The organism is Stenotrophomonas sp. 22DLJC03 (assembly GCF_056861405.1).
The window spans coordinates 338,546-363,779 of record NZ_JBSPUG010000002.1; the positions used below are offsets into that span (position 1 = coordinate 338,546).

23 protein-coding genes are annotated in these 25,234 nt (G+C 66.1%); 15 read left to right on the forward strand and 8 right to left on the reverse strand.

Annotated features, from left to right (window positions below; translation table 11 throughout):
• The 5 genes from AC13GA_RS07470 to AC13GA_RS07490 are packed head-to-tail and all read left to right on the forward strand — an operon-like array spanning nucleotide 1 to nucleotide 7,106.
• Nucleotides 1-1,341 carry a sugar ABC transporter substrate-binding protein gene (locus AC13GA_RS07470; protein WP_482997796.1) on the forward strand — a complete coding sequence of 447 codons (1,341 nt, stop codon included), beginning with the start codon at nucleotides 1-3 and terminating at the stop codon, nucleotides 1,339-1,341.
• The gene (locus tag AC13GA_RS07475; protein WP_006378065.1) at nucleotides 1,338-2,219 is read left to right on the forward strand and encodes a carbohydrate ABC transporter permease; all 882 of its coding nucleotides are present in this window, start codon (nucleotides 1,338-1,340) and stop codon (nucleotides 2,217-2,219) included. Before AC13GA_RS07470 ends, AC13GA_RS07475 begins: the two co-directional genes overlap by 4 nt.
• The gene (locus AC13GA_RS07480; RefSeq protein WP_006378064.1) at nucleotides 2,216-3,052 is read left to right on the forward strand and encodes a carbohydrate ABC transporter permease; all 837 of its coding nucleotides are present in this window, start codon (nucleotides 2,216-2,218) and stop codon (nucleotides 3,050-3,052) included. Before AC13GA_RS07475 ends, AC13GA_RS07480 begins: the two co-directional genes overlap by 4 nt.
• Nucleotides 3,049-6,216, forward strand: a complete 3,168-nt coding sequence (locus AC13GA_RS07485) for a discoidin domain-containing protein (protein ID WP_482997797.1) — start codon at nucleotides 3,049-3,051, stop codon at nucleotides 6,214-6,216. The genes AC13GA_RS07480 and AC13GA_RS07485 overlap by 4 nt, the downstream gene beginning before the upstream one ends.
• A 2-nt stretch (nucleotides 6,217-6,218) precedes the next feature.
• Nucleotides 6,219-7,106 carry an endonuclease/exonuclease/phosphatase family protein gene (locus AC13GA_RS07490; RefSeq protein ID WP_482997798.1) on the forward strand — a complete coding sequence of 296 codons (888 nt, stop codon included), beginning with the start codon at nucleotides 6,219-6,221 and terminating at the stop codon, nucleotides 7,104-7,106.
• A 142-nt stretch (nucleotides 7,107-7,248) separates the two neighbouring features.
• On the opposite strand, the gene AC13GA_RS07495 is transcribed toward AC13GA_RS07490, so the two are convergent.
• Nucleotides 7,249-10,560, reverse strand: coding sequence for an Rne/Rng family ribonuclease (locus AC13GA_RS07495; protein ID WP_482997799.1), 3,312 nt, complete (start codon nucleotides 10,558-10,560; stop codon nucleotides 7,249-7,251).
• Nucleotides 10,561-10,968: 408 nt separating this feature from the next.
• Between AC13GA_RS07495 and AC13GA_RS07500 the strand changes: the two genes are divergently transcribed.
• On the forward strand, nucleotides 10,969-11,943 hold the full coding sequence (locus AC13GA_RS07500; RefSeq protein ID WP_046984362.1) for an RluA family pseudouridine synthase: 975 nt from the start codon (nucleotides 10,969-10,971) through the stop codon (nucleotides 11,941-11,943).
• A gap of 126 nt (nucleotides 11,944-12,069) precedes the next feature.
• Here the strand turns inward: AC13GA_RS07500 and zupT are convergent, their stop codons facing one another.
• The 3 genes from zupT to AC13GA_RS07515 all read right to left on the reverse strand — a co-directional run bounded on the left by zupT (nucleotide 12,070) and on the right by AC13GA_RS07515 (nucleotide 13,740).
• Nucleotides 12,070-12,879, reverse strand: coding sequence for a zinc transporter ZupT (gene zupT, locus AC13GA_RS07505; protein WP_006456115.1), 810 nt, complete (start codon nucleotides 12,877-12,879; stop codon nucleotides 12,070-12,072).
• Between the two features lie 97 nt (nucleotides 12,880-12,976).
• Nucleotides 12,977-13,393, reverse strand: a complete 417-nt coding sequence (locus AC13GA_RS07510; RefSeq protein WP_046984361.1) for an energy transducer TonB — start codon at nucleotides 13,391-13,393, stop codon at nucleotides 12,977-12,979.
• Nucleotides 13,390-13,740, reverse strand: a complete 351-nt coding sequence (locus AC13GA_RS07515) for a 4a-hydroxytetrahydrobiopterin dehydratase (RefSeq protein WP_006377739.1) — start codon at nucleotides 13,738-13,740, stop codon at nucleotides 13,390-13,392. Before AC13GA_RS07515 ends, AC13GA_RS07510 begins: the two co-directional genes overlap by 4 nt.
• 90 nt (nucleotides 13,741-13,830) lie before the next feature.
• Between AC13GA_RS07515 and AC13GA_RS07520 the strand changes: the two genes are divergently transcribed.
• Together AC13GA_RS07520 and AC13GA_RS07525 are read left to right on the forward strand one after the other, a co-directional pair.
• Nucleotides 13,831-14,430: an NfuA family Fe-S biogenesis protein gene (locus AC13GA_RS07520; protein ID WP_482997800.1), complete on the forward strand. Its 600-nt coding sequence runs from the start codon at nucleotides 13,831-13,833 to the stop codon at nucleotides 14,428-14,430.
• Nucleotides 14,431-14,440: 10 nt separating this feature from the next.
• The gene (locus AC13GA_RS07525; RefSeq protein ID WP_136639507.1) at nucleotides 14,441-16,207 is read left to right on the forward strand and encodes a hypothetical protein; all 1,767 of its coding nucleotides are present in this window, start codon (nucleotides 14,441-14,443) and stop codon (nucleotides 16,205-16,207) included.
• 144 nt (nucleotides 16,208-16,351) lie between these two features.
• Here the strand turns inward: AC13GA_RS07525 and AC13GA_RS07530 are convergent, their stop codons facing one another.
• Together AC13GA_RS07530 and AC13GA_RS07535 are read right to left on the reverse strand one after the other, a co-directional pair.
• Nucleotides 16,352-16,765 carry a barstar family protein gene (locus AC13GA_RS07530; protein ID WP_006377729.1) on the reverse strand — a complete coding sequence of 138 codons (414 nt, stop codon included), beginning with the start codon at nucleotides 16,763-16,765 and terminating at the stop codon, nucleotides 16,352-16,354.
• The gene (locus tag AC13GA_RS07535) at nucleotides 16,762-17,214 is read right to left on the reverse strand and encodes a guanyl-specific ribonuclease (RefSeq protein ID WP_295379248.1); all 453 of its coding nucleotides are present in this window, start codon (nucleotides 17,212-17,214) and stop codon (nucleotides 16,762-16,764) included. Before AC13GA_RS07535 ends, AC13GA_RS07530 begins: the two co-directional genes overlap by 4 nt.
• 220 nt (nucleotides 17,215-17,434) lie before the next feature.
• Between AC13GA_RS07535 and AC13GA_RS07540 the strand changes: the two genes are divergently transcribed.
• On the forward strand, nucleotides 17,435-18,046 hold the full coding sequence (locus AC13GA_RS07540) for a superoxide dismutase (RefSeq protein ID WP_005410310.1): 612 nt from the start codon (nucleotides 17,435-17,437) through the stop codon (nucleotides 18,044-18,046).
• Nucleotides 18,047-18,234: 188 nt separating this feature from the next.
• On the opposite strand, the gene AC13GA_RS07545 is transcribed toward AC13GA_RS07540, so the two are convergent.
• On the reverse strand, nucleotides 18,235-19,071 hold the full coding sequence (locus tag AC13GA_RS07545) for an endonuclease/exonuclease/phosphatase family protein (protein WP_136639509.1): 837 nt from the start codon (nucleotides 19,069-19,071) through the stop codon (nucleotides 18,235-18,237).
• 162 nt (nucleotides 19,072-19,233) lie between these two features.
• Here AC13GA_RS07545 and AC13GA_RS07550 point away from each other — a divergent pair, with 162 nt between their 5' ends.
• Both AC13GA_RS07550 and AC13GA_RS07555 read left to right on the forward strand, forming a co-directional pair.
• Entirely contained in the window at nucleotides 19,234-20,799 is a 1,566-nt protein-coding gene (locus AC13GA_RS07550; RefSeq protein WP_012511603.1) for a POT-type proton-dependent oligopeptide transporter, read from the forward strand.
• A gap of 7 nt (nucleotides 20,800-20,806) precedes the next feature.
• The gene (locus AC13GA_RS07555; protein ID WP_006377680.1) at nucleotides 20,807-21,433 is read left to right on the forward strand and encodes a rhomboid family intramembrane serine protease; all 627 of its coding nucleotides are present in this window, start codon (nucleotides 20,807-20,809) and stop codon (nucleotides 21,431-21,433) included.
• A 56-nt stretch (nucleotides 21,434-21,489) separates the two neighbouring features.
• Here AC13GA_RS07555 and AC13GA_RS07560 read toward each other — a convergent pair whose 3' ends face one another.
• Entirely contained in the window at nucleotides 21,490-21,651 is a 162-nt protein-coding gene (locus AC13GA_RS07560; RefSeq protein ID WP_012511601.1) for a hypothetical protein, read from the reverse strand.
• Nucleotides 21,652-21,860: 209 nt separating this feature from the next.
• Here AC13GA_RS07560 and AC13GA_RS07565 point away from each other — a divergent pair, with 209 nt between their 5' ends.
• The 4 genes from AC13GA_RS07565 to AC13GA_RS07580 all read left to right on the forward strand — a co-directional run bounded on the left by AC13GA_RS07565 (nucleotide 21,861) and on the right by AC13GA_RS07580 (nucleotide 25,124).
• Nucleotides 21,861-22,163, forward strand: coding sequence for a GNAT family N-acetyltransferase (locus AC13GA_RS07565; RefSeq protein WP_006377679.1), 303 nt, complete (start codon nucleotides 21,861-21,863; stop codon nucleotides 22,161-22,163).
• A gap of 37 nt (nucleotides 22,164-22,200) precedes the next feature.
• Nucleotides 22,201-23,082 (forward strand): DUF3298 and DUF4163 domain-containing protein, encoded by an 882-nt coding sequence (locus tag AC13GA_RS07570; RefSeq protein WP_136639510.1) that lies wholly within the window; start codon nucleotides 22,201-22,203, stop codon nucleotides 23,080-23,082.
• 19 nt (nucleotides 23,083-23,101) lie between these two features.
• The gene (cfa, locus tag AC13GA_RS07575) at nucleotides 23,102-24,217 is read left to right on the forward strand and encodes a cyclopropane fatty acyl phospholipid synthase (protein ID WP_478473703.1); all 1,116 of its coding nucleotides are present in this window, start codon (nucleotides 23,102-23,104) and stop codon (nucleotides 24,215-24,217) included.
• A 148-nt stretch (nucleotides 24,218-24,365) separates the two neighbouring features.
• On the forward strand, nucleotides 24,366-25,124 hold the full coding sequence (locus AC13GA_RS07580; RefSeq protein ID WP_363732653.1) for a hypothetical protein: 759 nt from the start codon (nucleotides 24,366-24,368) through the stop codon (nucleotides 25,122-25,124).
• The last annotated feature ends 110 nt before the right edge of the window (nucleotides 25,125-25,234 follow it).

The following is a 25,234-nucleotide window of genomic DNA, read 5'->3' on the forward strand; positions in this document are numbered from 1 at the left end:
ATGCCGAACTGGATCGACCGCCTGCGCCGCTGGGCGCTGCCTGCCCTGGCCGCATTGGCCGTGGCCGGCTGCGCCCGCACCGAGCCGGGCACCACCACCGTGCGCTTCTGGGCGATGGGGCGCGAAGCCGAGGTGGTCAGCGAATTGATCCACGAATTCGAGGCCGAGAACCCCGGTATCAAGGTGGATGTGCAGAACATCCCGTGGACGGCCGCGCACGAGAAGCTGCTGACCGCGTTCGCCGCCGACGGCCTGCCGGACGTGTGCCAGCTCGGCAACACCTGGGTGCCGGAGTTCGCCGAACTCGACGCGCTGACGCCGCTGCAGCCGTTCGTGCGGCGTTCGGCCGTGGTCGACCCGAAGGACTACTTCCAGGGCATCTGGGATACCAACGTGATCCACGGTGAACTGGTCGGCGTGCCGTGGTACGTCGATACGCGCCTGATCTACTACCGCAAGGACCTGCTGGCCAAAGCCGGCTATGACCACCCGCCGCGCACGTGGCAGGAGTGGGACGAGCAGATGGCGGCAATCAAGCGAATGCAGGGCCCGAGCCGCTATGCGGTGCTGATGCCGATCAACGAGTTCGAGCAGCAGCTGTCGCTGGCGCTGCAGCAGCCTGATCCGCTGCTGCGCGACGATGACACCCGCGGCAACTTCGCCAGCCCCGGTTTCCGTCGCACGCTGGCCTTCTACGCCAACATGTTCGAGCAGGGCTGGGCGCCGAAGATGTCCGAGACGCAGATCTCCAACGTCTGGGACGAATTCTTCCGTGGCTTCAACGTGTTCTACATTTCCGGCCCCTGGAACATCCGCGAGTTCAAGAAGCTGCAGCCGAAGGAACTGGAAGGGCAGTGGGGCACCGCCGCGCTGCCGGGTCCGGATGGCCCGGGCGCCGGCATTGCAGGTGGCACAAGCCTGGTGATCTTCCGCAAGTCGCAGCAGAAGGAAGCGTCGTGGAAGCTGATCGAGTTCCTGTCGCGGCCGGAAATCCAGGCGCGCTTCCATTCGATCATCGGCGACCTGCCGCCACGCCGCAGCACCTGGAACGCGCCTTCGCTGGCCAACGATCCGCTGGCTGCTGCGTTCCGTGACCAGCTGGAACGGGTCAAGCCGACGCCGAAGGTGCTTGAATGGGAGCGCATCGTGCAGGAAATGCGCATCGTCACCGAGAAGGTGGTGCGCGGCGGCCTGCCGCAGGACAAGGCCGTGGAAGAACTGGACCAGCGCGTGGACAAGGTGCTGGCCAAGCGCCGCTGGATGCATGAACAACAACGCCTGCAACAACGTGCGCCGTCGCCGCGTTCGAGCAGCGCCGTGGCCGCCGGGAGCGCGCAATGAAACGTACTTCGCTGGCCGGCTGGATCTTCGCCGGCCCCTCGTTGATCGTGCTGGGCATGTTCTTCGGCCTGCCGGTCGCCTCTGCACTGGCGCTGAGCGTGACCGACTTCGACCTGTATGCCCTGGCTGACAGCAGCAACCTGCGTTTCGTCGGTCTCGGCAACTACATCGATCTGCTGCAGACGCCGATGTTCTGGAAGTCGCTGTGGAACACCACCTACTTCGTGTTGATCGGCGTGCCGTTGTCGATCGGCGTGTCGCTGGGCGCGGCGATGCTGCTGAATGCACCGGCCGCGCGCTTCAAGGCGTTGTTCCGTACCGCGCTGTTCGCGCCGGTGGTGACCACGCTGGTGGCGGTGGCGGTGATCTGGCGCTACCTGTTCCATACCAGCTACGGTCTGGTGAACTACGGTCTGGGGCATCTGGGCATCAGTCCGATCGACTGGCTGGGTGATCCCAACTGGGCGATGCCGACCATCATGCTGTTCGCGGTGTGGAAGAACTTCGGCTACAACATGGTGATCTTCCTGGCGGGCCTGCAGGCGATCCCGCATGACCTGTACGAGGCCGCCCGCATCGACGGTGCCTCGCGCTGGAAGCAGTTCCTGCACATCACCCTGCCGATGCTCGGCCCGGTGCTGCTGGTGGTCGGCGTGATCACCGTGTCCGGCTACTTCCAGCTGTTCGCAGAGCCCTACGTGATGACCCGCGGCGACCCACTGCAGAGCACCGTCAGCGTGCTGTATTTCATGTTCGAGGAAGGCTTCAAGTGGTGGAACCTGGGACGCGCCTCCGCAGTGGCGTTCCTGCTGTTCCTGATCATCCTGGCGGTGACCACCGTGATGCTGCGTTTCGGCCGCAAGAGGCAGTTGGTATGAGTCGTGAAATCGGCCAGTCGCGCTGGTATCCGTGGTTGATCAATGGTGCGTTGCTGGTGCTGGCCCTGGTCAGCCTGGCACCGCTGCTTTGGATGCTCTCGGTCTCGTTCATGCCGCAGGGCGAGGCGACCCACTTCCCGCCTCCGTTGCTGCCGTCCAGCATCACCACGCGCAACTACCATGAGTTGTTCGCGCGCACCGGCATGGGTGGCAACTTCGCCAACAGCCTGCTGGTGTCGGTGGGCATCACCCTCGGCTCGCTGCTGCTCAACACCATGGCCGGCTATGCGTTCGCCAAGCTGAACTTCGTCGGCCGCGAACGCCTGTTCCAGGTGTTGATGGCCGCACTGGTGATCCCGGCACAGGTGGCGATGCTGCCGCTGTTCCTGCTGATGAAGCAGCTCGGCCTGGTCAACAGCTTCGGCGGCGTGATCGTGCCGGCGCTGGCCAGCGTGTTCGGCATCTTCCTGGTCCGCCAGTACGCGCGTTCGATCCCCGACGAACTGCTGGAAGCAGCGCGCATCGATGGGGCAGGGGAGTTGCGCATCTTCTTCCAGATCGTGCTGCCGATGCTCAAGCCGGTGCTGGTGACCCTGGCCATCTTCACCTTCATGGGCGCATGGAACGATTTCATGTGGCCGTTGATCGTGCTGACTGACCAGGAGCACTACACTTTGCCGGTGGCGCTGGCCACCCTCTCGCGCGAGCACATCATGGACGTGGAAATGATGATGGCCGGCGCGGTGGTCACCGTGGTTCCGGTGCTGGCGCTGTTCCTGGTGCTGCAGCGGTACTACATCCAAGGTCTGTTGCTGGGGAGCGTCAAAGGATGAAGCGAGCGATCGCCGTTGGACTGGGCCTGTTGTGGACCTCCCTGGCGATCGCCGCACCTCCGGCGCTGCCGGCGCCGAAGGTGCTGGACGACTTCGACGACATCAGTGCCTGGAAGCTGGTGCTGTCCGACCAGGTCAGCGGTTCGCTGCGGCCGGTCAGCGGTGCCGGCGGCGGCCGCGCGCTGTGCCTGGATTACGACTTCCACAACGTCTCCGGCTACGTCGGCATCCGTCGCGCGCTGAACATCGAATACCCGGTCAACTATCGTTTTGGCTTCCAGCTGCGCGGTGACTCGCCGGGCAACGACCTGCAGTTCAAGCTGATCGACGCCAGCGGCGATAACGTCTGGTGGGTCAACCGTCCTGGCTACGCCTTCCCCAAGACATGGACACCGGTCGAGTATCGCCGCCGCCAGATCGACAAGGCCTGGGGGCCGTCGCCCGAGAAGGAGATGTCGCGCAGCGCGGCGGTGGAGTTCACCCTCTACAGCAAGGTCGGTGGGCGCGGCACGGTGTGCTTCGACAAGCTGACCCTGCAGGGCCTGCCACCGCAGGATGATTCGGCGCTGGTGCCGTCGGTGATCGCAGATACCGCGATGGCGCTGCAGGACCGCATGATCGATGGCAGGAGCGATACCTTCTGGATCAGTGGCGGGGTCAAGCAGCAGACCATCAGCCTGGACCTGCACAAGAGCCGCGAGATCGGTGGCGCGGTGATCGACTGGTTGCCGAACCTGGAGGCCCGCCGCTACACCGTGCGCACCTCCGAGGATGGCCGTGACTGGCGCACCGTGCGTGAGGTGACCAGTGGTGCCGGTGGCCGTGATTGGCTGGCGCTGCCGGATACCGATGCACGCTACGTGCGCTTCGACCTGCAGGATGGCCCGAACTGGCGCTACGGCATCCGTGACATCGCGCTCAAGCCGTTGGCCTTCGCCGCGACCCCGAACGCATTCCTGTCTTCGGTGGCCGCCGACCTGCCGCGCGGGTCGCTGCCGCGTGCCTACGTGGGCGAGCAGCCGTACTGGACCCTGCTGGGCCTCGATGGCGGCCAGGAGCAGGCGCTGATCAGCGAGGACGGCGCACTGGAGCCGGCCAAGGGCAGCTTCAGCATCGAGCCGTTCATCCGCCTCGATGGCAAGCTGCTGGACTGGTCCAAGGTCGCCATCACCCAATCGCTGCAGGACCACTACCTGCCGATCGCCAACGTCGATTGGGTACATGAGAAGGCCGGCCTGGCGGTAACCAGCTTCGTGCAGGGCACTCCCGAGCGCGCGCAGCTGATCGGTCGCTATCGTCTCAGCAACCCGGACAAGGTCGCGCACGAGTACACCCTGGCGCTGGCGATCCGCCCCTGGCAGGTCAACCCGCCGACACAGTTCCTCAACACCGTCGGTGGCTTCAGCCGCATCGATGCGCTGGATGTCGGCGAGCAGCTGGTGCGGATCAATGGCGAGCCGCGCATCTATCCGCTGCAGGTGCCGGACGCACGCTTCGCCAGCACCTTCGACGGCAAACTGGATGCGATGCATCTGGCGGAGGGAAAGTATCCGGCCACCACGACGGTGAAGGACAGCACCGGCATGGCGTCGGGCGCGCTGATGTATACGATCAGGCTGGAGCCCGGCCAGAGCCGCGAAGTGGCGGTGGTACTGCCGCAGACCGGTGGTTGGGCGCCGCAGGCACTGGACGTGGCCAAGGCCCAGGCCCAGGTGGCTGAACAGTGGCGGCAGAAACTGGGCGTGGTGTCGCTGCAGGTGCCGGCTGCCGGCCAAGCGCTGGTCGACACCCTCCGCACCGCGGTCGCGCACATGCTGATCTCTCGTGTTGGCCCGCGCCTGCAGCCGGGCACGCGGTCATATGCACGCAGCTGGATCCGAGACGGCGCGATGATTTCCGAAGGCCTGCTGCGCATGGGTCGCAGCGATGCCGTGCGCGACTACATCAACTGGTACGCGCCCTACCAGTTCGAGAATGGCAAGGTGCCGTGCTGCGTCGACGCGCGCGGCAGCGACCCGGTGCCGGAAAACGACAGCCACGGCGAGTTGATCTACAGCATCGCCGAGTACGGCCGCTACACCGGCGACAGCACTTTCGTGGAACTGATGTGGCCGCACGTACAGGGCGCCTACACCTACATGGAGCAGCTGCGCGCCAGTGAGCGCACCGACGAGAACCGTGCGCGCAATCCGGCCTTCTACGGGATGATGCCGGCGTCGATCAGCCATGAGGGTTACTCGGCCAAGCCGATGCACTCGTACTGGGACAACTTCTGGGCGCTGCGTGGCTACAAGGATGCGGCGCAGCTGGCCAGCCAGCTGGGCAAGGTTGAAGCGATGCAGATTGCCGAATCGCGCGACCAGTTCCGCGACGACCTGCAGGCGTCGCTGCTGTCGGCGATGCAGCAGCACAACATCGACTATCTCCCGGGCTCGGCCGAGCTGGGCGACTTCGACGCGACCTCGACAACCATCGCACTGGCCCCGGGCGGCGAGCAGGACCGGCTGCCACAGCAGGCGCTGGAGGCGACCTTCGAGCGCTACTGGGAGGAGTTCGTCGCCCGCCGTGACGGCAAGCGCGAGTGGAAGGACTACACGCCTTACGAATGGCGCAACGTGGCCGCGTTCGTACGCCTGGGCTGGCGCGACCGTGCCTGGCAGGCCACCGAGTTCTTCTTCAAGGATCGCGCGCCGCAGGCCTGGAACCAGTGGGCCGAAGTGGTCTCGCGTACGCCGCGCAAGCCGTTCTTCGTCGGCGACCTGCCGCATGCCTGGGTGGCCTCGGACTTCGTGCGCTCGGCGCTGGACATGTTTGCTTACCACCGCGACATGGACGACGCGCTGGTGCTGGCCGCGGGCGTGCCGAGCGCGTGGCTGCAGGGCGAGGGCATTGCCGTGCAGGGCCTGCGCACACCGCAGGGCCAGCTCAACTATCGCCTGCAGCGCAGCGAAAAGCAGCTGGTGCTGGACGTGCAGCCGGGCCTGGTACCGCCGGTCGGTGGCGTGGTGCTGCCATGGCCATACGCAGGTGATCCGGGCGAGGCGACCATCAACGGCGAAACGGCCGAGTGGGTCAACAAGGAACTGCACGTGCACCAGTTGCCTGCGCGGGTCGAGATTGAAGTGCCAAGCGCGGTGCGCCGCGCAGAACGCAAGGGACAGTAACGATGAAACAACAGGGGGCGAGGGCGCGCACGGTCGTGCGTGCCCTTGGGCTGGCCGTCGCGTTGGCACTGCCAGGCTTCACGATGGCGGAGGTAACGCCGGCAACGACGTTGCCGGCCGATACCGCCCATGCGTCGGGCATGAGCATGGTCACCTTCAATCTGCATCATGATCGCGAGGACTGGCCGAGCCGCCGGCGCAGCATCGTTGCCGAACTCAAGCGCCTGCAGCCCGATGCGATTGCCCTGCAGGAGGTAATCCAGCGCCGCACTCTGCGCAACCAGGCGCAGTGGCTGGCCAGCCAGCTCGGCTACACGTATCTGTTCGTTTCCACCGATCCGGTCGGGGCCCCGAAGCGCTATGGCAATGCGCTGCTGACCCGGCGCCCGGTGCTGGCCCGGAACGATCACCTGCTGCTGCCACTGGATGACTACCGCACCGTCGCCCATCTGCGCATCGACGTCGATGGCAGACCGGTGAACGTCTATGCCACCCATCTCAATGAGCGCAGCGATGAAAGCGGCCAACGCATCCGTCGCACCCAGGTGGAGGATCTGCTGCGCTTCATCACGGCCACTTCCGCTGCGGCACCGGTGGTGATCGCAGGCGATTTCAACGCGCTGGTGGATGCCGGCGATCTGAGCGAACTGCGCAGCCACTACGGCGACAGCTACGGCAGCGTGCATGTCAACACCGACCTGGCCGGGGTCAGTACGCTCAACCGCCACTACTACCAGGCGCCATCGCGGATCGATCACATCTTCTTTCAGCAGGATGAAATGGTGGCGCGCGAGGCGAGGATTCTGTTCGATCAGCCCGACGACAGCGGCCGCTGGGCCTCGGACCACTACGGCGTGTGGACCCGCCTGCAGTTCGCGCCGAAACCCTGACGCAGACACGCTTCGGTAGGTGCCAACCTTGGTTGGCACGAACCAACAGCACCGACCAGGGTCGGCCTCTACCCAACGCACAAACAAAAACGACGGGGATCATCGATCCCCGCCGTTTGGTTTTCACGCGATCAAAGATCGATCAGTTCGCCGGCGGCGTGCGCTTGGCGGCTTCTTCGTCTTCTTCGTCGGTCTTGGCTTCAGCAGCCTGGGCGGCAGCGTCGGTGTGGCCATCGGCGACCGGGTCGATCGACGGCGTCACCACCGCCTCGGCGACCGGTGCAGCGGCTTCCACCGGTGCGGCTTCCACCACTACCGCAGCGACCGGCTGTTCAGCGATCGGCGCGGTCTCGACGACCTGCGGCGCTTCAACCGCCGCGGCAGCTTCAACCACGATCGGCTTCGCTTCAGCCACCGGAGCGGCTTCAACCATGGCCGGCTTCGACTCGACCACCGGAGCGGCTTCAACCACCGCCGGCTTCGACTCGACCACCAGAGCGGCTTCAACCACCGCCGGCTTCGACTCGACCACCGGAGCGGCTTCAACCACCACCGGCTTCGCTTCGATCACCGGAGCGACCTCTTCCACGACCGGCTTCACTTCTGCCACCGGGGCGGCAACGGCGACCGGCTGTACCGGGGTTGCTGCGTCGATGGCGTCGAGCATGCTGGTCTGCACCGGCGAGGACGCCGTTTCGGACTTGGCAATGGTCTCAACCGGGGCTGCGGTCTCGGCGACGGCCGGAACGGCGGCCTCGACCACGGCGCTGCTTACCACCGCGACCGGCGCGGCCACGACAGCTGCGGCGGCGCGGGCCGGCTTCTCTGCTTCGACGGCGGCCGGTTCGGCCTCGTCGTCGAAATCGAACTCCGGCTGCGAACGGGTCAACTGGCTGACGGCGACCGGAGCGGCCTCGCCGGTGTTGCCGACGTTCGGTTCGGTGCCGTCAGCGTCATCGCCTTCGTCACCGTCGTCCTGATCGTCGCCCAAGGCGTCATTGCCGGTGGCGTTCTCGGCGCCACCGCGGCGGCGACGGCGGCCACCACGACGGCCACGACGACGACGGCTCGCGCCTTCGCCAGTCTGGTCGCCCGTGGCCTCGGCCGCAGCCTCTTCACCGGTCACGACAGCAGCTTCAGCCTCGGCGCCTGCGGCCATGGCGGTGTCGACCACCGGGGCAGCGTCCACCGGAGCGGCAGTGGCAACCGGTGCAACCGGTGCAGTGGCTTCCTGCGCGGTCACGGTATTGGCGACGGCCGCCGTCGCGGTCACCGCGGCGGCCGCGGTTGCCACTTCAGCAGCGGCTTCGGCGGCGTTGCGCTGCGGCTTTTCGGCCGGCTTGTCGCCGTCCTGCTGCGGACGCGGCTGCCGGGGTTGCTTCAGCTTCGGCTGCTGCTGCGGGTTCTGGGCCTGCGGCTCGTTGCGCTGCTTGTTCTGCTGCGGCTGCTGCTGGCCGTCCTTCTGCTGATCCTTCTGCTTGCCCTGCTGCGGCTGCTGGGCATTACCAGTGCCAGGATTGGCGCCGTTGCCACCCTGGCGGCCGTCCTTGCGCTGCTCACCGCGGTCCTTGCGGTTGCCGCCGTCCTTCTGCTGCTGCGCATTGCCGTTGCCGCGGCTGTCATCGCGACGGTCCTTGCGGTCCTTGTTGCGATCCTTGTTGCGGTCACGGCGGCCACCGTCCTGTTGCGGCTGGCGTGCGGCCGGAGCCGGTGCGGGCGCCGGTGCCGGCTCGCCGCCAAAGATGCGCTTCAGCCAGCCGACGACGCCACCACTGGCGGCTGCGGCCGGAGCGACTGCGGCCACTGGTGCCGGAGCCGGGGCTGCAGCCGGCTCCACTTCCTCACGCACCGGGGCGGGGGAGTTGTGCTTGACCTGGGTCACCATCGGCGGCGGAATGTTCAGCTGGCCCTTGGTCAGCGCGTGAACCGGCAGCTTGCGCGGGGTGCCGCGCTGGTAACTCGGCCTGCCACTTTCCTCGCCCAGCTCGTTGTCGCGCAGGCGGGTGACGGCGTAGTGCGGGGTGTGCAGCTGCTCATCGGCGACGATCACGATCGGCGCCTCGTGGCGCTGCTCGATCTCGCGCAGGGCGCTGCGCTTCTCGTTCAGCAGGTAATTGGCGATCTCCACCGGGGCCTGTACCAGCACCTGCCCGGTGTTCTCCTTCATCGCATGCTCTTCAGCGACGCGGATGATCGACAGCGACAGCGACTCGACGCTGCGCATGCGGCCGTGGCCGTCGCAACGCGGGCAGACGATCTGGCTCGACTCGCCCAGGCTCGGGCGCAGGCGCTGGCGGCTCATTTCCAGCAGGCCGAAGCGCGAGATGCGGCCGACCTGCACGCGTGCACGGTCGTACTTCAGCGCGTTGGCGAGGCGGTTTTCGACCTCACGCTGGTGCTTGTTGGAGGCCATGTCGATGAAATCGATGACCACCAGGCCACCCAGGTCGCGCAGGCGCAGCTGGCGGGCCACTTCCTCAGCCGCTTCCAGGTTGGTCTGGAACGCGGTGTCCTCGATGTCGCTGCCCTTGGTGGCGCGCGAGGAGTTGACGTCGACGGCGGTCAGCGCTTCGGTCTGGTCGACCACGATCGAACCACCCGACGGCAGGCGCACGTTGCGCTCGTAGGCGCCCTCGATCTGCGATTCGATCTGGAAGCGGTTGAACAGCGGGATGTCGTCCTTGTAATGCTTGAGCTTGCGCAGGGTCTGCGGCATCACCTGCTGCATGAACTCCTTGGCGTGCTCGTACATCTCCTCGGTGTCCACCAGGATCTCGCCGATGTCGGCGCGCAGGTAGTCACGGAGTGCGCGCACGATCAGGCGCGATTCCTGGTAGATCAGGAAGGGGGCCGGCTTGCTCAGGGCCGCTTCGGCGATCGCGCGCCAGACGTTGAGCAGGTAGTCCAGATCCCACTGCAGCTCTTCGGCATCGCGGCCGACGCCGGCGGTGCGGATGATCACGCCCATGTCGTCGGGGATGTTCAGCTTGTCCAGGGCGTCCTTCAGGGCGGCCCGATCTTCGCCTTCGATGCGACGGGAGACACCGCCCGCGCTGGGCGAGTTCGGCATCAGCACCATGTAGCGGCCGGCCAGCGAGATGAACGTGGTCAGGGCAGCGCCCTTGTTGCCGCGCTCTTCCTTATCCACCTGGACAACGATTTCCTGGCCTTCCCTCAGCAGCTCGCGGATGCCGGCCTTGTTGTGGTCGACACCGGCCTGGAAATAGTCGCGGGAGATTTCCTTCAGCGGCAGGAAGCCATGGCGGCCGCCACCGTACTCAACGAAGGCCGCTTCCAGCGAGGGCTCGATGCGGAAGATCCGGCCCTTGTAGATGTTGGACTTCTTCTGTTCCTTCGACGGCTGTTCGATGTCGATGTCATACAACGACTGGCCATCCACGATGGCAACACGCAGCTCTTCAGCCTGCGTGGCGTTGATCAGCATTCGCTTCATTGTTGCGTTCCTCGCAAGCGGCTACCGCGCGGAACGCCATGGGGTTTCGCCTCTGGACACGGTTCGCCGCCCATTCGCGCAAGCGCGGGGAGGGCGGCTTGGGTTTCCAGCGCTACAACACCACGGCAGGCCGCGGGAGCGCTTCACTCTTATGGGTTTTGGGGTGTTACAAGGCCGCAGGCAGCTGTCAGCCAGGCTGGAGCGCCACGCGGGACATGTTCAGCACGGTTGTGTGTCAGACATCCGGCGATGGCCGGGAAGGCCGGTGAGCCGCTAACATGGCCGCCCCGCGGGCGGTGGTCGCGCACTGTGCCGGATTCGTCGGAAGCTGGGCTTCTGGCCCTGAGTAACTTCCAACGAAATCAATCCCTTATATCGCCCCCCGAGTGTAACAGAATAAACAGCCTGATGACCGCCCAAGACCCCACCAAGCCCGCTGGCGACAAGCCTTCCGTGCGCATGATCACCGTTCCCGCCGACCGCGCCGGCCAGCGCCTGGACAATTTCCTGCTGGGCCAGCTGAAAGGCGCTCCGCGCAGCCTGGTCTACAAGCTGGTGCGCAGCGGCCAGGTGCGCGTGAATGGCGGCCGTGCCAAGGCCGAGCGGAAGCTGGAAGCGGGCGACGAGGTGCGTGTGCCGCCGGTTCGTCTCACTGAAGAGGGAGACAAGGCCGGCCCGCCGGAGGCGTTCATGCGCCGCCTGGAGCAGGCCATCGTCTTCGAGGATGCCCGCCTGCTGGCCCTGAACAAGCCGACCGGCGTGGCCAGCCACGGTGGCAGCGGCATCAGCTTCGGCGCCATCGAGACCCTGCGCGCCCTGCGCCCGGGCCAGACCCTGGAGCTGGTCCACCGGTTGGATCGCGACACCTCGGGCCTGCTGATCGTGGCCAAGAAGCGCTCGGCGCTGAGCGAACTGCAGGCGCTGCTGCGTGAAGACCATGGCGCCGGCATCCGCAAGCGCTACCTGACCCTGCTGGCCGGGCGCATGCCCGACGGTGTGATGACGGTCGACGCGCCTCTGCACGTGGGCCTGCGCCAGGGTGGCGAACGCCATGTGCAGGTCAATGCGATCGGCAAGGAATCGATCAGCCACTTCCGGGTGCTTGAGCGCCGCGGCGGCCATTCCTACTGCGAGGTGCGCATCGAAACCGGCCGCACCCACCAGATCCGCGTGCATGCCCAGCATCTGGGGCACCCGGTGGCCGGTGACGACAAATACGGTGATCCTGCGGTCAACAAGCGGCTTCGTGAGCAGATCGGGCTGAAACGCCTGTTCCTGCACGCTGCGTCGCTGGAGTTCGCGCTGGACGCGGGCAAGACACCATATGTGCTGAACGCGCCGCTGGCTGATGAGTTGGTCGAGGCGCTGGACCGGCTTCGCTGAAGGTAGCGCCGGGCCATGCCCGGCGTCTCCCCCTGTGGAATCGAGCCATGCTCGACTGCGCTTCGGTAGGGGCGCGCGGAAAGCCCATCGAGCAAGCTCGACTTTACGGAGTGGGCCGCAAACCCCTCACCACTTGAACAGCACCAGGCTGATCGCCAGCGTGCCCATGCCTGCCACCAGTCCATACACCGTCTCGTGGCCCTTGGCATAGCGCTTGGCCGCCGGCAGCAGCTCATCCAGCGCCAGGAACACCATCACACCGGCGATCAGCCCGAACACCCAGCCGAAGGTGGCGTGCGACAGTGATCCGGACAGCAGCCAGTAGCCAAGCGCCGCGCCCACCGGTTCGGCCAGGCCCGACAGCAGGCTGGCGCTGAATGCGTAGAACTTGTTCTGGGTGGCGAAGTACACCGGCACCGCAATGGCGATGCCCTCGGGAATGTTGTGGATGGCAATGGCGAAGGCAAGCGGCATGCCCACCGACGGGCTCTCCAGCGTCGCGAAGAACGTTGCCAGCCCTTCCGGGAAATTGTGCGCGGTGATCGCGATCGAGGTCAGCAGGGCGACCCGCTTAAGGTACTCGCGGCTGTTCTCGCGGAACGCCGGGTCCTGCTTGTCCAGGCTGTCATGCGGGTTGGGGATGAAGTGATCGATCAGCACGATCACGATCACGCCGAGCAGGAAGGCCAGGGTGCCGTAGGTGAAGCCGGTGCGCTCGCCATAGGCCAGCGCGAACGAGGCAATGGACTTGTTGAGGATCTCCGACAGCGACACATAGACCATCGCACCACCGGCGAAGGCCAGGCCGAACGCCAGCAGGCGCGGATTGGGCCGGCGCGAGAACAGCACCAGCAGGCTGCCGATGGCGGTGGCGAGGCCGGCCGCGAGGGTGACCGCCAGCGCGATCCAGACATTTTCGGGGGGAATCTGCAGCATGTACCGACGCGATCCTGGTCAACAGACAACCGCCCCGGACAGGGCCGGGGCGGCAAGGGCGAGGCGGGCGTCGGCTGGCCTCGTCGGGTGCGGGCGATCAGCCGCCGCGGCGCAGGCGTTCTTCAATCGCGAAGCACTGGTCTGGCTTCGGCTGCGGCGGGTTGAAGCTGACCGGCACCTGGATGGTGGCGGGCACCGGCTGGCCATTGCGGGTGGCGGCGTTGAACTGCCAGCCCTGCACGGCGGTCTTGGCCAGCTCGTCCAGTTGCGGGTTGCCGGCGCCGGTCAGCAGGGCGACCTCGCTGGGCTTGCCGTCGGTACCGATGGTCACCTTGAAGGTGCTGGTACCCCCCACGCCCATGCAGGCCAGTTCCAGCGGGTACTGCGGCGGCGGCGTCTTAACCGCAGCCACTTCAGTCGGCGGCGGCGGTGGCGGGGCCGCCGGTTCGGACGCGCCACAACCGGCCAGGCCGGTCGCAGCGATCAGGGACAGGCTCAGCAGGCGTACGTTCATGGCAGTTGCTCCGTCAGGGCCGAAGTCTTGGCCGCGCAGATGAAGTCGTTTTCGCTCAGGCCGCCCACGTCGTGGGTGGAAAAGCGCACGACCGCGCGGTCGTAGTGCACGCCCAGGTCCGGGTGATGGTCCTCGTGGTGGGCAATCCAGGCCAGCGCGTTCACGAAGGCCATGGTGGCGTAGTAGTTCTTGAAGCGGAAGGTGCGCAGCAGCGCCTGGCCTCCCTCGCTCAGCTCCCAGCCGGGAACCTGCGGCAACAGTTCGGCCAGGCGGGCTTCGCCGAGCTTGTGGTCGCTGCCTTTGCGCGGCACGCAACGGGCCTGGGCCAGCGGAATCAGGTCGGCCATGGGAATCTCCACCTCGTGTTGACTGAACAATGCGCCGGACGGTGTATAAACCGAATGAGCGGCTGACGCTTACTTGGCTAGAATAGCCTGATGATCCAGATCTCCGACACTGCCCAGACCCATTTCCGCAAGCTGATCGAACGCGAGGGCGCGCCCGGCATGGGCGTGCGCCTGAGCGCGGTCGATCCCGGTACCCCGCGCGCCGATGCCCGGCTGGAGTTCGCCGAGCCGAGCGACCTGCTTGGTGACGAGTGGGCGGTGGACTGCGATGGCTTCACCCTCTACGTCGATGCAGCCAGCGTGGGTTGGCTTGACGGTGCCGAGATCGACATCATCGCCGGTACCGCGGGCGCCCAGCAGCTGACCATCAAGGCACCGCGCATCAAGGGCGAAGCGCCCGGTGATGCCGCCTCGCTGGTGGAGCGCGTGCACTGGGTGGTGGAAAACGAAATCAACCCGCAGCTGGCGTCGCATGGCGGCAAGGTGGCGGTGCAGGAAGTCTCGGCTGAAGGCGTAGTGCTGCTGCGCTTCGGTGGTGGTTGCCAGGGCTGTGGCATGGCTGATGTGACCCTCAAGCAGGGTATCGAGAAGACCCTGATGGGCCGCGTGCCGGGCGTGACCGCTGTGCGTGACGCGACCGACCACGACAGTGGCCACGCGCCGTATATTCCTCGCGGCAACGCCGCCTGATCGCTGACGCGTGCCTCTGACCCGGGCCGAGCAACTCATCGACCTGCTGCTGGCCCGCCAGCAGCCAAGCGCCGTCCTCGAAAAAACCACGCGCCTGCCGTACGGCTGGGCGCTGTGGCTGCGCTCGCTGGGCCCGCTGTCGCGGCCGTTGCATGCCCGCGAAGTGATTGCGGTACTGCTGCCGCGCCCGCTGCCTGGCCCGCCCGGGCGGTTGCCTGCGTTGTCCCCCTGGCAGGCGCTGCGCCGCCTGTTCTGGCAGGACTGGGATGCGGCGCCGCGCGACCAGCGCTGGATGCGTTGGATCTCGGCACTGGCCAGTGCGCTGCTGCACCTGCTGTTCTTCGTACTGTTGCTGTGGGTCGCCGTGATCCGCACCACCGAGCCGGAGCAGGACGGTGCCGAAGGCGAGCGTGTGCAGGTGGAATTCGTCGGACGCGCCACACAGGAAGGCGGGGGCGATCAGCCGGGTGCCGAGGCGGCTGCGGCGGCACCGGCCGGCCAGGTTGCCGTCGGCCAGGAAGCAGGGGCAGCGACTGCACCTGAGCCGCGTCCTGCGGCCGCGTCGTCGCCCGCACCCGCACCGGCTCCAGCACCGACAGCCAGCGCGCCGTCGCCGCCGGCCGAAGCCGACCCCGCACCGGTTGCCGCGCCGCCGCCGTCGCCGGTGCAGGCTACCGAAGTAGCCCAGGCCAGCACCGATTTCGTGGTGCCTCCGGTCAGCGTGCCGCGCACCGAAGTCAGCATCGTGCCGCGCGATACCACGCCCTCGGTACGCGAGCGCAGCGTGCAGCCGGTGCAGGCAACGCCGACGCCCACTACGGTGCAGGCGCCTGAGGTTGCGGTGCGATCGCCGCAGTTGCGCGAGATCCAGGTGCAGGAGCGCGAAGTCAGTACGGTCGACGCGCCGGTTGTGCCGCAGCCGCTGCGCACGGCCGACGTGCAGGTGCGCGTGCCGCAGCGGGACGTGCAGGTGCGCGAGCGTGAAGTGCAGGCGGTGGTCGATCCGCAGGTGCGGATGGCAACCGTCGCCGGTCGTGAACCGGCGGTGCATGCGCCGGCGGGTCGTGACGTACAGGTGCGCGAGCGCGAAGTAGCCTCGGCACCGGCGGCAGCCCCATCGTCTTTCAGTGGGAATGCACCCGCGGCAACGCCCGCGCCGGCAGCCAATGGCAGCGCGACGCAGGCGAACAGCAGTACTGCGCGGCCTGCTGCATCCAGCACGACCCCGGCTCAGGCAGGGGCGCGCCCGGCGCCCAATCCGGGCAACTGGGCCACGCCCGCCAAGGGTGATGACTGGGGCGCATCGAACCGCAACCATGACGGCGCCGACAAGGGCGCCCGCCAGGCCAGCACCACCGGCAAGGGCAGTGGCCTGTTCAATGCAGATGGCAGCGTGCGCGTGCCGGGCCAGGAAGGCGAGGGTCGTGCCGAGCGCGGTGCGCCCGGTGGCGCCAACGATGGCTGGAGCAAGGAACGCATTGCGCAATCGGGCACCTGGTTGAAGCGACCACCGTACGACTACACACCCACCTCGTTCGACAAGTACTGGGTGCCGCAGGAATCGCTGTTGGCCGAATGGGTGCGCAAGGGCATCAAGGCGATGGAGATTCCATTGCCGGGTACGAACTCGAAGATTTCCTGCGTGATCTCGATCCTGCAGGCGGGCGGCGGCTGTGGGCTGACCAACCCGAACATGCAGGACCAGCCGGCCGTGGCGCGACCGCCGCCGGACATCCCGTTCAAAAAGGAACTGCAGGAAGATAACGGCAGCCGCTAGGCAGGGGGCCGCGCCCCGCACGCTGGCCGGCTCGCGCTTTGGTAGGTGCCAACCTTGGTTGGCACAGAAACGCCGACCAAGGTCGGCATCTACCAAGGCATCAGCGCATGCCGACCAAGGTCGGCATCTACCAGGGCATCTACCTCACGCGCTCTGCGACAGGAATACCCAGAACGGTACGTCGCGGCCGACCCAGTCGCGGCTGGCTTCGTCCATCACGTCCAGCAGGGTATCGAAATCCTTCTGCGTGGCCGCACGGAATGCGTCGACATCGGCCAGGAACAGCGCATAGCCGTTGGCCGGCAGCCACTGCAGGTCGCGCAGATTGTCCGACAGCGCATCCCAGTTGCCGCCGAACCCCGCCGGGAAATCCAGCTGCGCAGCCAGACGGGCAAGCAGGGTGCGCTTGTCGGCCACGCCATCCAGGTCGATGCGTATCACCTTCAGGCCGGCATCGCGCATCGCTGCGGCCAGTGCGCTGATGTCGTCGCTGTCGATGGCATAGACGCCGGCATTGTTGATGTCGTGCAGGCCGAGGCCGAAATCGTCGTGGCTCATTGCTGCGCTCCCGGGGCCGGTACGGTGAAGCTGCGGAACGATGCGTAGTGGTCGTCGGTGTAGTACCACGCCTCCGGCGGATCGCCACCGGTGACGATGCGGCGCGTGCCGCGGGTACGCGCACCGGGGGTGTCAACGGTGTATTCGCGGTAGTAGCCGCGCGGGCGCTGCGGCAGTTGCTGTTCGCGGTTGCCGAAGGTGCTGCCGTCCTGGCGATGCGGGAACGGACCGCCGCGCTGGATCAGGGCAATGGTCTGGCGTGCCTCGGCGGGCAGGAAGGCCGGCAGGCCGCTGTCATTGCTGCTGCGCGCAGGCGTTGTGCGTGCAGCGGGCGCGCTCTGCAGGTCCGGTGCGAACTGCGGCGCCGGAGGCCGCTGCATGAAATGGTTGACGACCAGGCCGAGCACGAGCAGGGCGATGGCGGTGATCAGCAGCCGGGGGTTGCGCATGGGGCAGGGGCGGGCGAGGGTGGTGCAGGCACTGTAGCGCCTGTGCGCTGCACGGTGCATGAGGACGGCGTCGCGTCACTGCTGCGTAACAATTGCCGTCGTGTTCACTGGCAGGACGCAATTTCCTTTACATCCCCCTTGGTAATCTGGCGGTCTGTCCCCATCATTCACCGCGCAACGCCCGACACCGTCGGGTGCCCTCGCAATCAGGAGATGCATCATGGCCTACACCCTGCCCAAGCTGTCCTACGCCTACGACGCGCTGGAACCGCATATCGATGCGGCGACGATGGAAATCCATCACACCAAGCATCACCAGACCTACATCAACAACGTCAACGCGGCGCTGGAAGGCACCGAGTACGCTGACCTGCCGGTCGAAGAACTGGTGAAGAAGCTCAAGTCGCTGCCGGAGAACCTGCAGGGTCCGGTGCGCAACAACGGTGGCGGCCATGCCAACCACTCGCTGTTCTGGACCGTGATGGCTCCGAATGCTGGCGGCAACCCGGTGGGCGACGTGGCCAAGGCCATCGACAAGGACCTGGGCGGCTTCGACAAGTTCAAGGACGCCTTCACCAAGGCTGCGCTGACCCGTTTCGGCAGCGGCTGGGCATGGCTGAGCGTGACCCCGGACAAGAAGGTCGTGGTCGAGAGCACCGGCAACCAGGACAGCCCGCTGATGGAAGGCAACACCCCCATCCTCGGCCTGGACGTGTGGGAACACGCGTACTACCTGAAGTACCAGAACCGTCGTCCGGAATACATCGGCGCGTTCTTCAACGTCATCGACTGGAACGAAGTCGAGCGCCGTTACCAGGAAGCGATCGCCTGATCGCAGTGACTGGATGAGCGGAAAAGGCCGGGGGAGACCCCGGCCTTTTTTTGTCTGTCAGTCCTGGGAATGGGGCTGATTCCGGTAGGTGCCGACCTTGGTCGGCACGGAAACATGTGCGCGCGCGGTGGGAATGTGCCGACCAAGGCCACCTACCGGGGTGAGGCGTGCCGCGGGGATGAGCGGGGCTATTCGGCCGTGGCCGTATCCCCCTGCAGGCGCAGGGTCGCCATCACGCCCAGGCGCAGGCCGGGCAGGTCGCCGTCGGCCGGCAACAGGATCGGCTGCTGGCGGATGCCGCCGAAGTGCTTGACCTGGAACAGCACGTCCAGGCCATGGCCACTTGCTCCGCCGCCACTGGCCGCCGGTGCGCCGGGATTGCGCCGGGCCGGCTGGAAGCCCGGCGTGCTGCGTACCAGTTCCACCGTGCTGGCCGAGAAGTCGCCAGCGATCAGGCTGGGCATGCCCTCGGCGGTGGCGCTGATCCAGGTCATCAGGTCGCTGGTCTGGTGCTGGCGGGCGATGGCCTCGTCCGGGTCCGGACGCAGGCGCGCCACGTAGACGTTGAGCAGCGACGCGCCCAGCTTCAGCCGCATCATGCCGGCCGCGCTGAACGTGCCGGGCGGGTGCAGCAGGGTCACGCCGTCCTCGCTGACCGGCAGCCGGGTCAGCATCGCGTTGCCATGCCGCAGCGGCTGGCTGGGCGGATCGGCGGTGACGAAGTCGCAGCTGTAGCGCAGCCGGCTGGCCAGCCAGCAGGCCGGGTTCCGGCCCTGCTGCTGCAGGACCTGCTGCACCGAAATCACGTCCGGCTGCAGTTCGGTCAACAGCTGGGCGACCTGCTCACGGCGCAGCTTCCACTGTGCATCGTCGCGGCTGGGCAGTTCCAGTGCGGCCACGGTCAACTGCCGTGGCTCGCTGTCGCCGGTGGCGGCAGCCGGCGCCTGTGGCCGCGCCTGGGCCTGCCACGCCAGCAGCAGCGCAAGGCAAGCGAGCAGGAGGCGGGCGAGGGCGGGGGGGCGCATAACGATAAGTTTACGCTTTTGTCGTGCAGGTTCCGTGACTTCCGGCAGGGCATGGCGTGTCTGCCACGGATTGGCACCGTTGTCATGCAGCCCTGCAGCGTGCTTCGCAAGCCCGGGTTCCGGTAATCTTGCGGCTTTCGCTTTGCAGGAATGCCTTACAGGATGAGCCACGACGCAGTTGCCCCCATCGCCGGCCAGGGAAAGATGCCGCGCCAGATCCCGTACATCATCGGCAATGAGGCCTGCGAGCGGTTCAGTTTCTACGGGATGCGCAACATCCTGGTGCAGTTCCTGATCACCTCGCTGCTGCTGCAGGAAATCACTGCGGAAGGCCGTGCCGGTGAAGCCAAGGACATCATGCACAGCTTCATGATCGGCGTGTATTTCTTCCCGCTGCTCGGTGGCTGGCTGGCTGACAAGTTCTTCGGCAAGTACCACACCATCCTCTGGTTCAGCCTGGTCTACTGCGCCGGTCACCTGTGCCTGGCGTTGTTCGAGAACAGCCGCGAAGGCTTCTTCCTCGGCCTGGGCCTGATCGCGCTCGGTGCCGGCGGCATCAAGCCGCTGGTGGCCTCGTTCATGGGCGACCAGTTCGACCAGAGCAACAAGCACCTGGCCAAGATCGTTTTCGACGCCTTCTACTGGATCATCAACTTCGGCTCGCTGTTTGCCTCGCTGCTGATCCCGCTGGTGCTGAAGAACTGGGGCCCGCAGTGGGCGTTCGGCATCCCGGGCATCCTGATGTTCATCGCCACCTTCGTGTTCTGGCTGGGCCGCAAGCGCTACGTGCTGGTGCCGCTGCCGCCGAAGGACCCGCATTCGTTCGCCAACGTGGTGCGCACCGCCCTGACCGCGCGCGTCGCCGGCCAGGGCCGCCCGGGCCTGGTGATCGCCGTGCTCGGCCTGGTACTGGCGGCAGCCTCGTTCGGCCTGGTCGGTTCGCTCGGCATCGTGATCTGCCTGTGCCTGGCGCTGGTCGCCATCCTCGCTGGCATCGGTGGCGGCACCTGGCTGCAGCTGGACCGCGCCCGCGGCCAGCATCCGGCCGAAGCCGTGGAAGGTGTGCGTTCGGTACTGCGCGTGCTGGTGATCTTCGCGCTGACCACGCCGTTCTTCTCGCTGTTCGACCAGAAGGCCTCGACCTGGGTCCTGCAGGGCCAGCAGATGCAGATGCCGAGCTGGTTCACCGCCTCGCAGATGCAGGCGCTGAACCCGCTGCTGGTGATGATCCTGATTCCGTTCAACAACCTGGTGCTGTACCCGGCCCTGCGTCGCTTCGGTTTCGAACCGACCGCGCTGCGCCGCATGACCGCCGGTATCGCCTTCAGCGGCCTGGCCTGGATCGTGGTGGGTGGTATCCAGGTGGTGATGGATGGCGGCAATGCGATGTCGATCTTCTGGCAGATGCTGCCGTATGCGCTGCTGACCTTCGGTGAAGTGCTGGTCTCGGCCACCGGCCTGGAATTTGCCTACAGCCAGGCGCCGCAGGCGATGAAGGGCGTGGTGATGAGCTTCTGGAACCTGACCACCACCATCGGCAACCTGTGGGTACTGCTGTCCAACGCCGCGGTGCGCAACGACACGGTGACCCACCAGATTGCCGGGACAGGGCTGAGCGAGGCGGCGTTCCTGATGTTCTTCTTCGCCGGTTTCGCTTTCATCGCGGCGTTGGCTTTCGGTTGGTATGCAAAACGCTATCGTATGGTCGACAACTACCGTAGCGCCTGAGCCTGACATGACCCCCGTCAATCTGCTGTTGATCGCCGTCACCGCCATCCTGTCGTGGATGGCCTTCAACAACCGCAAGCTGGCCGACCGCCTGATCCTGTGGCCGCCGGCAGTGGACCGCCACCGCCAGTACGACCGCCTGGTGACCTATGGCTTCATCCATGCCGACTGGTCGCACCTGATCTTCAACATGATCACCCTGTTCTTCTTCGGGGGGTTTATCGAGAGCGTGATGGTGCAGCTGACCGGCAGCTACCTGACCTACCCGGCGTTCTACATCGGTGCGCTGGTGGTCTCGATCCTGCCCAGCTACCTGAAGAACCAGAAGAACCCGAACTACCTGAGCCTGGGTGCGTCGGGTGCGGTGTCGGCGGTGCTGTTCGCCTTCATCCTGATCAAGCCGTGGTCGATCATCCTGGTGTTCTTCATCCCGGCACCGGCCATCGTGTATGCCGCGTTCTACGTCGGCTACAGCATCTGGATGGACAAGCGTGGCGGTGACCGCATCAACCACAGTGCGCACCTGGCCGGCGCGGCATTCGGCGTGATCTTCATGCTGGCCATGCAGCCGAGCATCTTCAACCACTTCCTGCGAGAACTCTCCAACCCGACCTTCCGCCTCGGCGGCGGTTGAAGTTGGCCGGGGGCGGATCCGCTGGATCCGACCCCGGGGTTAGCCCCCGCTCCTGGTCAGGCGCGGGTCTGTTGGCCGTAGGTGTCCTGCAGGCGGGCGAATACCTCCTCGCCGATGCGCTGGAAATCCTGGTCTTCGGTCTGCCCCTCCACCGCCAGTTGCAGCAGGCCCTCCAGCAGGGCACGGTCGGTATCGGAATGGGTATCGCTGGGGTGCATGGGAGCCTCCGCGGTGGTGCGCATGGTCAACGGTCGCAAGGGTCGTGCCAGCCTGGCCGTACCCCTCCACAGGCGATAGCGGCCGCCCACCCTCCAGCTTGAGGGTCGGGAACTGACGTGAATGGATCGGACTTGCCCCTGTTCAGGCTTCACGCGATCATGGCGCCCGGCTGCGCACCATCCACGCAGTCGTCGCAGGAGACAGCTCCATGGCTTCGGTCACGCCCCCCGGTCTGGCCTACGAGGTCGAACATGATCTGGCCAGCCACCGCTTCACCGCCCGCGTGCGAGGACAGCTGGCGGTGCTCGACTACCAGATCAAGCGCAGGCGCATGGTCATCACCCACACCGAAGTGCCCGAGCCGATCGCTGGCCGTGGCATTGCCGGTGAATTGACCCGCGTCGCGCTGCGTTTCGCCCGCGAACAGAAGTACAAGGTGGTGCCGGCGTGTTCGTACGCCGAGGCCTTCCTGCAGCGGCACGAGGAGTATCACGACCTGCTCGTTGGCTGAATGCCAGCGGGTCACGCTTCAGCCATGGCAGGCGATGATGTACAAACATGAACAGGGGATCCCGATGAAGATTGGAAACAACCGGCCACTGCACGGCAGCGTGCTGGCCGGCGTGGTGGGCGTGCTGTTGCTGGCCGGTTGCCAGCGTGAAAGCGAGCCGTCAGCGGCGACCGACGCGGCGCCTGCCGCCGAGGCCGCTGCGGCAGGTGAAACGCCGGCTGCGGAAGCGCCGCTGGACCTGCGCGATGTGATCGAGAACAACGAGCGCGAAGTGGTGGGCATCAGCTATCCGGCCGGCATCGACCGTTACCCGGGCCTGGCGCGCGCGCTGCAGGGCTACGCCACCAGTGCACGCAGTGATCTGCAGCAGGCGCTGGACGGGCTGGGCAATGACAAGCCGACCATGCCCTACGAGCTGTCGCTGAGCTTCGAGAAGCTGCTGGAAACCCCGCAGCTGGTGGTGGTCAGCGCCGATGGCAGCCGCTATACCGGTGGCGCCCACGGCGAGCCGCTGGTGGCGCGCTTCGTGTGGCTGCCGCAGCATCAGCAGATGCTCAGCGCCGAAAAGCTGGTGGCCGATGCCAAGGGCTGGAAAGCGATCAGTGACTTCGTCGCCGACCAGTTGCGCGAACGCGTGGCGACCCGCCTCAGTGGTGAGGACATGGACCCGGCCCAGCTGCAGGAATCGCTGCGCAACGCATCGCGCATGATTGCCGACGGCACCGGCCCGCAGGCCGACAACTTCAGCCAGTTCCAGCCGCTCACCGACGACAAGGGGCAGATCACCGCGCTGCGCTTTGTTTTCCCGCCGTACCAGGTGGGTCCATACTCGGATGGCACCCAGACCGCCGATGTACCGGCGGCGGTGCTGTTGCCGCACGTGGCCAAGGACTACGTGGAGCTGTTCGCACGCGGTTGACCGCAGTCGAGGAGGTGGCGTGGATACAGGGTTGCAGGAGCGGGTTTCCGGCCTGCTGCAGGAAGCCGGGGTCCGCATCGGCGGTACCCAGCCACAGGACATCCAGGTGCATGACCCGCGCTTCTTCGCGCGGGTCATGGCGCACGGCTCGCTTGGTCTCGGCGAGAGCTACATGGACGGTTGGTGGGATGCCAACGTCCTGGATGAATTCCTCGTCCACCTGATGCAGGCGCACCTGGATGAGCGGGTGCACGGCTGGCGCGAAGTGGCCGATGCGCTGAAGGCGCGCCTGTTCAATCTCCAGGTCGGGCAAGGCAGCTATGAAGTCGGGCGCCGCCACTACGATCTCGGCAACGATCTCTACCAGGCCATGCTTGGGCGCCGCCTGGTCTACAGCTGCGGCTACTGGCGCAACGCCGATGATCTCGACGCCGCGCAGGAAGCCAAGCTCGACCTGGTCTGCCGCAAACTGGGCCTGCGCCCGGGCCAGCGCGTGCTGGATATCGGTTGCGGCTGGGGTGAAGCGCTGAAGTTTGCCGCCGAGCGCTACGGCGTCAGCGGAGTGGGTGTGACCATCTCGCAGGAACAGGCCGAGTTCGCGCGCGAACTGTGCGCCGGCCTGCCGATCGAGATCCGCCTGCAGGATTACCGTGAACTGGACGAGCCGTTCGATGCGATTTTCTCGATCGGCATGTTCGAGCACGTTGGTGACAAGAACTACGGCAGTTTCTTCGAGGTGGCCAAGCGCTGCCTGTCGCCGCGCGGCCTGCTGTTGTTGCACAGCATCGGCACCAACATCTCGCGGCATCGAACAGATCCGTGGATCGCACGCTACATCTTCCCCAATTCGATGCTGCCGTCGGCAGTGCAGGTCACCAAGGCGTTCGAGGGCCGCTTCGTGCTGGAGGACTGGCATAACTTCGGCACCGACTACGACCTGACCCTGCAGGCGTGGCGGCGCAACGTGGAAGCAGCATGGCCACGGCTGGATGAACGTTACGACGAGCATTTCCGTCGCATGTGGCGTTTCTACCTGGCCGGCTCGATGGCGACCTTCCGTTGCCGGCACGCGCAGTTGTGGCAGCTGGTGCTGTCGCCGGAAGGTGTGCCGGGTGGGTACGTGGCGCCGCGGTAAGGTTGCGCCGAGGGAGGGGGAGGTCAGGCCGGAAACGACGTTCATTGACGTCAACTACAAGTGCTGCGCGTTCTGCTTCCCGCATGAGTGTCGTCGACGCTAATCTGCCGGGTCGGTGGCACTACCGCATTCCTGAGGGCGTTGCAGCATGGGTTGGGACATCACCTACCATCCAATCGCGGATTCGGAGATCCGTGACATCTATTTCAGTGCGCTGGAGGACGCGACTCTGGTCAATGCGTTGCAGCATCAGTTCCGGATCGAGCCGTTCTACATGGAGCAACTGCAGGAATGCATCGAGGAGGCTCGCTCGATCAGCGCAGAAGTGCCTTTCGAGAAGGGGCACGCTTTGTACCTGGCGATCGTGGCCGGTCACCTGCGCCGGTATCACTATCTTCGCGGGAGCGCCCTTTCGTTTTTCATCGACGATCCGGTGGTTGCCCGCTATTTCGCGGACTGGCGGCAACTGGTGCCGTTGCAGTGGGCGGACGCTGCCGCCCGCAACCATCTGCGTGAAAACTATGGTGGTGGCGTGTTCATCACGCATGCCCGGCTGAAGCAATTGCGCGCAGATCATGCAGTGGACAGCGCGCTGGCTGCGCGTCTGGAGGAGCTGTTCTCCGATGGTCGCCTGGTCGTTTTCTGGCGTGCCGTCGATGACGCGATCGCCAGCGGATGCGGATTGCTGGAGGCCAGCGAGGTGGTCGAGCCGAACCCTATGGATCTCAATGCATCGACCAGCTTGAGCAATCTGATGAACTGCGCGCCGGATGGTGCGTTGCTGTATGCGGAGGCCGCCTCGGCCCAGCTGGCGGAGTTCATGGCGGGAGCTTCGGATCCGCTGGCGGTTGATACTGCTCCCGCAGCTCAACAGAAGCGATGGTGGGAGCGGCTGTTTCGGCGGTGACCAGAGAGCATCCACGCACGGCGTGGATCTATTGGGCTGACGAGAACGGGCGGTAGATTCACGCCCTGCGTGGATGACCCAACAAAAAACCGCCCGGTTTCCCGGGCGGT

What these genes read in the sequence shown, in the direction of transcription:
- AC13GA_RS07510 (WP_046984361.1), bottom strand. Translation starts at nt 13,393, where the DNA reads ATGAACGTACGCCTGCTGAGCCTGTCCCTGATCGCTGCGACCGGCCTG.
- AC13GA_RS07580 (WP_363732653.1), top strand. Translation starts at nt 24,366, where the DNA reads ATGGGTTGGGACATCACCTACCATCCAATCGCGGATTCGGAGATCCGT.
- AC13GA_RS07520 (WP_482997800.1), top strand. Translation starts at nt 13,831, where the DNA reads ATGATCCAGATCTCCGACACTGCCCAGACCCATTTCCGCAAGCTGATC.
- AC13GA_RS07490 (WP_482997798.1), top strand. Translation starts at nt 6,219, where the DNA reads ATGAAACAACAGGGGGCGAGGGCGCGCACGGTCGTGCGTGCCCTTGGG.
- AC13GA_RS07540 (WP_005410310.1), top strand. Translation starts at nt 17,435, where the DNA reads ATGGCCTACACCCTGCCCAAGCTGTCCTACGCCTACGACGCGCTGGAA.
- AC13GA_RS07495 (WP_482997799.1), bottom strand. Translation starts at nt 10,560, where the DNA reads ATGAAGCGAATGCTGATCAACGCCACGCAGGCTGAAGAGCTGCGTGTT.
- AC13GA_RS07535 (WP_295379248.1), bottom strand. Translation starts at nt 17,214, where the DNA reads ATGCGCAACCCCCGGCTGCTGATCACCGCCATCGCCCTGCTCGTGCTC.
- zupT (WP_006456115.1), bottom strand. Translation starts at nt 12,879, where the DNA reads ATGCTGCAGATTCCCCCCGAAAATGTCTGGATCGCGCTGGCGGTCACC.
- AC13GA_RS07475 (WP_006378065.1), top strand. Translation starts at nt 1,338, where the DNA reads ATGAAACGTACTTCGCTGGCCGGCTGGATCTTCGCCGGCCCCTCGTTG.
- AC13GA_RS07470 (WP_482997796.1), top strand. Translation starts at nt 1, where the DNA reads ATGCCGAACTGGATCGACCGCCTGCGCCGCTGGGCGCTGCCTGCCCTG.
- AC13GA_RS07550 (WP_012511603.1), top strand. Translation starts at nt 19,234, where the DNA reads ATGAGCCACGACGCAGTTGCCCCCATCGCCGGCCAGGGAAAGATGCCG.
- AC13GA_RS07530 (WP_006377729.1), bottom strand. Translation starts at nt 16,765, where the DNA reads ATGAGCCACGACGATTTCGGCCTCGGCCTGCACGACATCAACAATGCC.
- AC13GA_RS07570 (WP_136639510.1), top strand. Translation starts at nt 22,201, where the DNA reads ATGTACAAACATGAACAGGGGATCCCGATGAAGATTGGAAACAACCGG.
- AC13GA_RS07560 (WP_012511601.1), bottom strand. Translation starts at nt 21,651, where the DNA reads ATGCACCCCAGCGATACCCATTCCGATACCGACCGTGCCCTGCTGGAG.
- AC13GA_RS07565 (WP_006377679.1), top strand. Translation starts at nt 21,861, where the DNA reads ATGGCTTCGGTCACGCCCCCCGGTCTGGCCTACGAGGTCGAACATGAT.
- AC13GA_RS07515 (WP_006377739.1), bottom strand. Translation starts at nt 13,740, where the DNA reads ATGGCCGACCTGATTCCGCTGGCCCAGGCCCGTTGCGTGCCGCGCAAA.
- AC13GA_RS07555 (WP_006377680.1), top strand. Translation starts at nt 20,807, where the DNA reads ATGACCCCCGTCAATCTGCTGTTGATCGCCGTCACCGCCATCCTGTCG.
- AC13GA_RS07485 (WP_482997797.1), top strand. Translation starts at nt 3,049, where the DNA reads ATGAAGCGAGCGATCGCCGTTGGACTGGGCCTGTTGTGGACCTCCCTG.
- AC13GA_RS07545 (WP_136639509.1), bottom strand. Translation starts at nt 19,071, where the DNA reads ATGCGCCCCCCCGCCCTCGCCCGCCTCCTGCTCGCTTGCCTTGCGCTG.
- AC13GA_RS07500 (WP_046984362.1), top strand. Translation starts at nt 10,969, where the DNA reads ATGACCGCCCAAGACCCCACCAAGCCCGCTGGCGACAAGCCTTCCGTG.
- AC13GA_RS07480 (WP_006378064.1), top strand. Translation starts at nt 2,216, where the DNA reads ATGAGTCGTGAAATCGGCCAGTCGCGCTGGTATCCGTGGTTGATCAAT.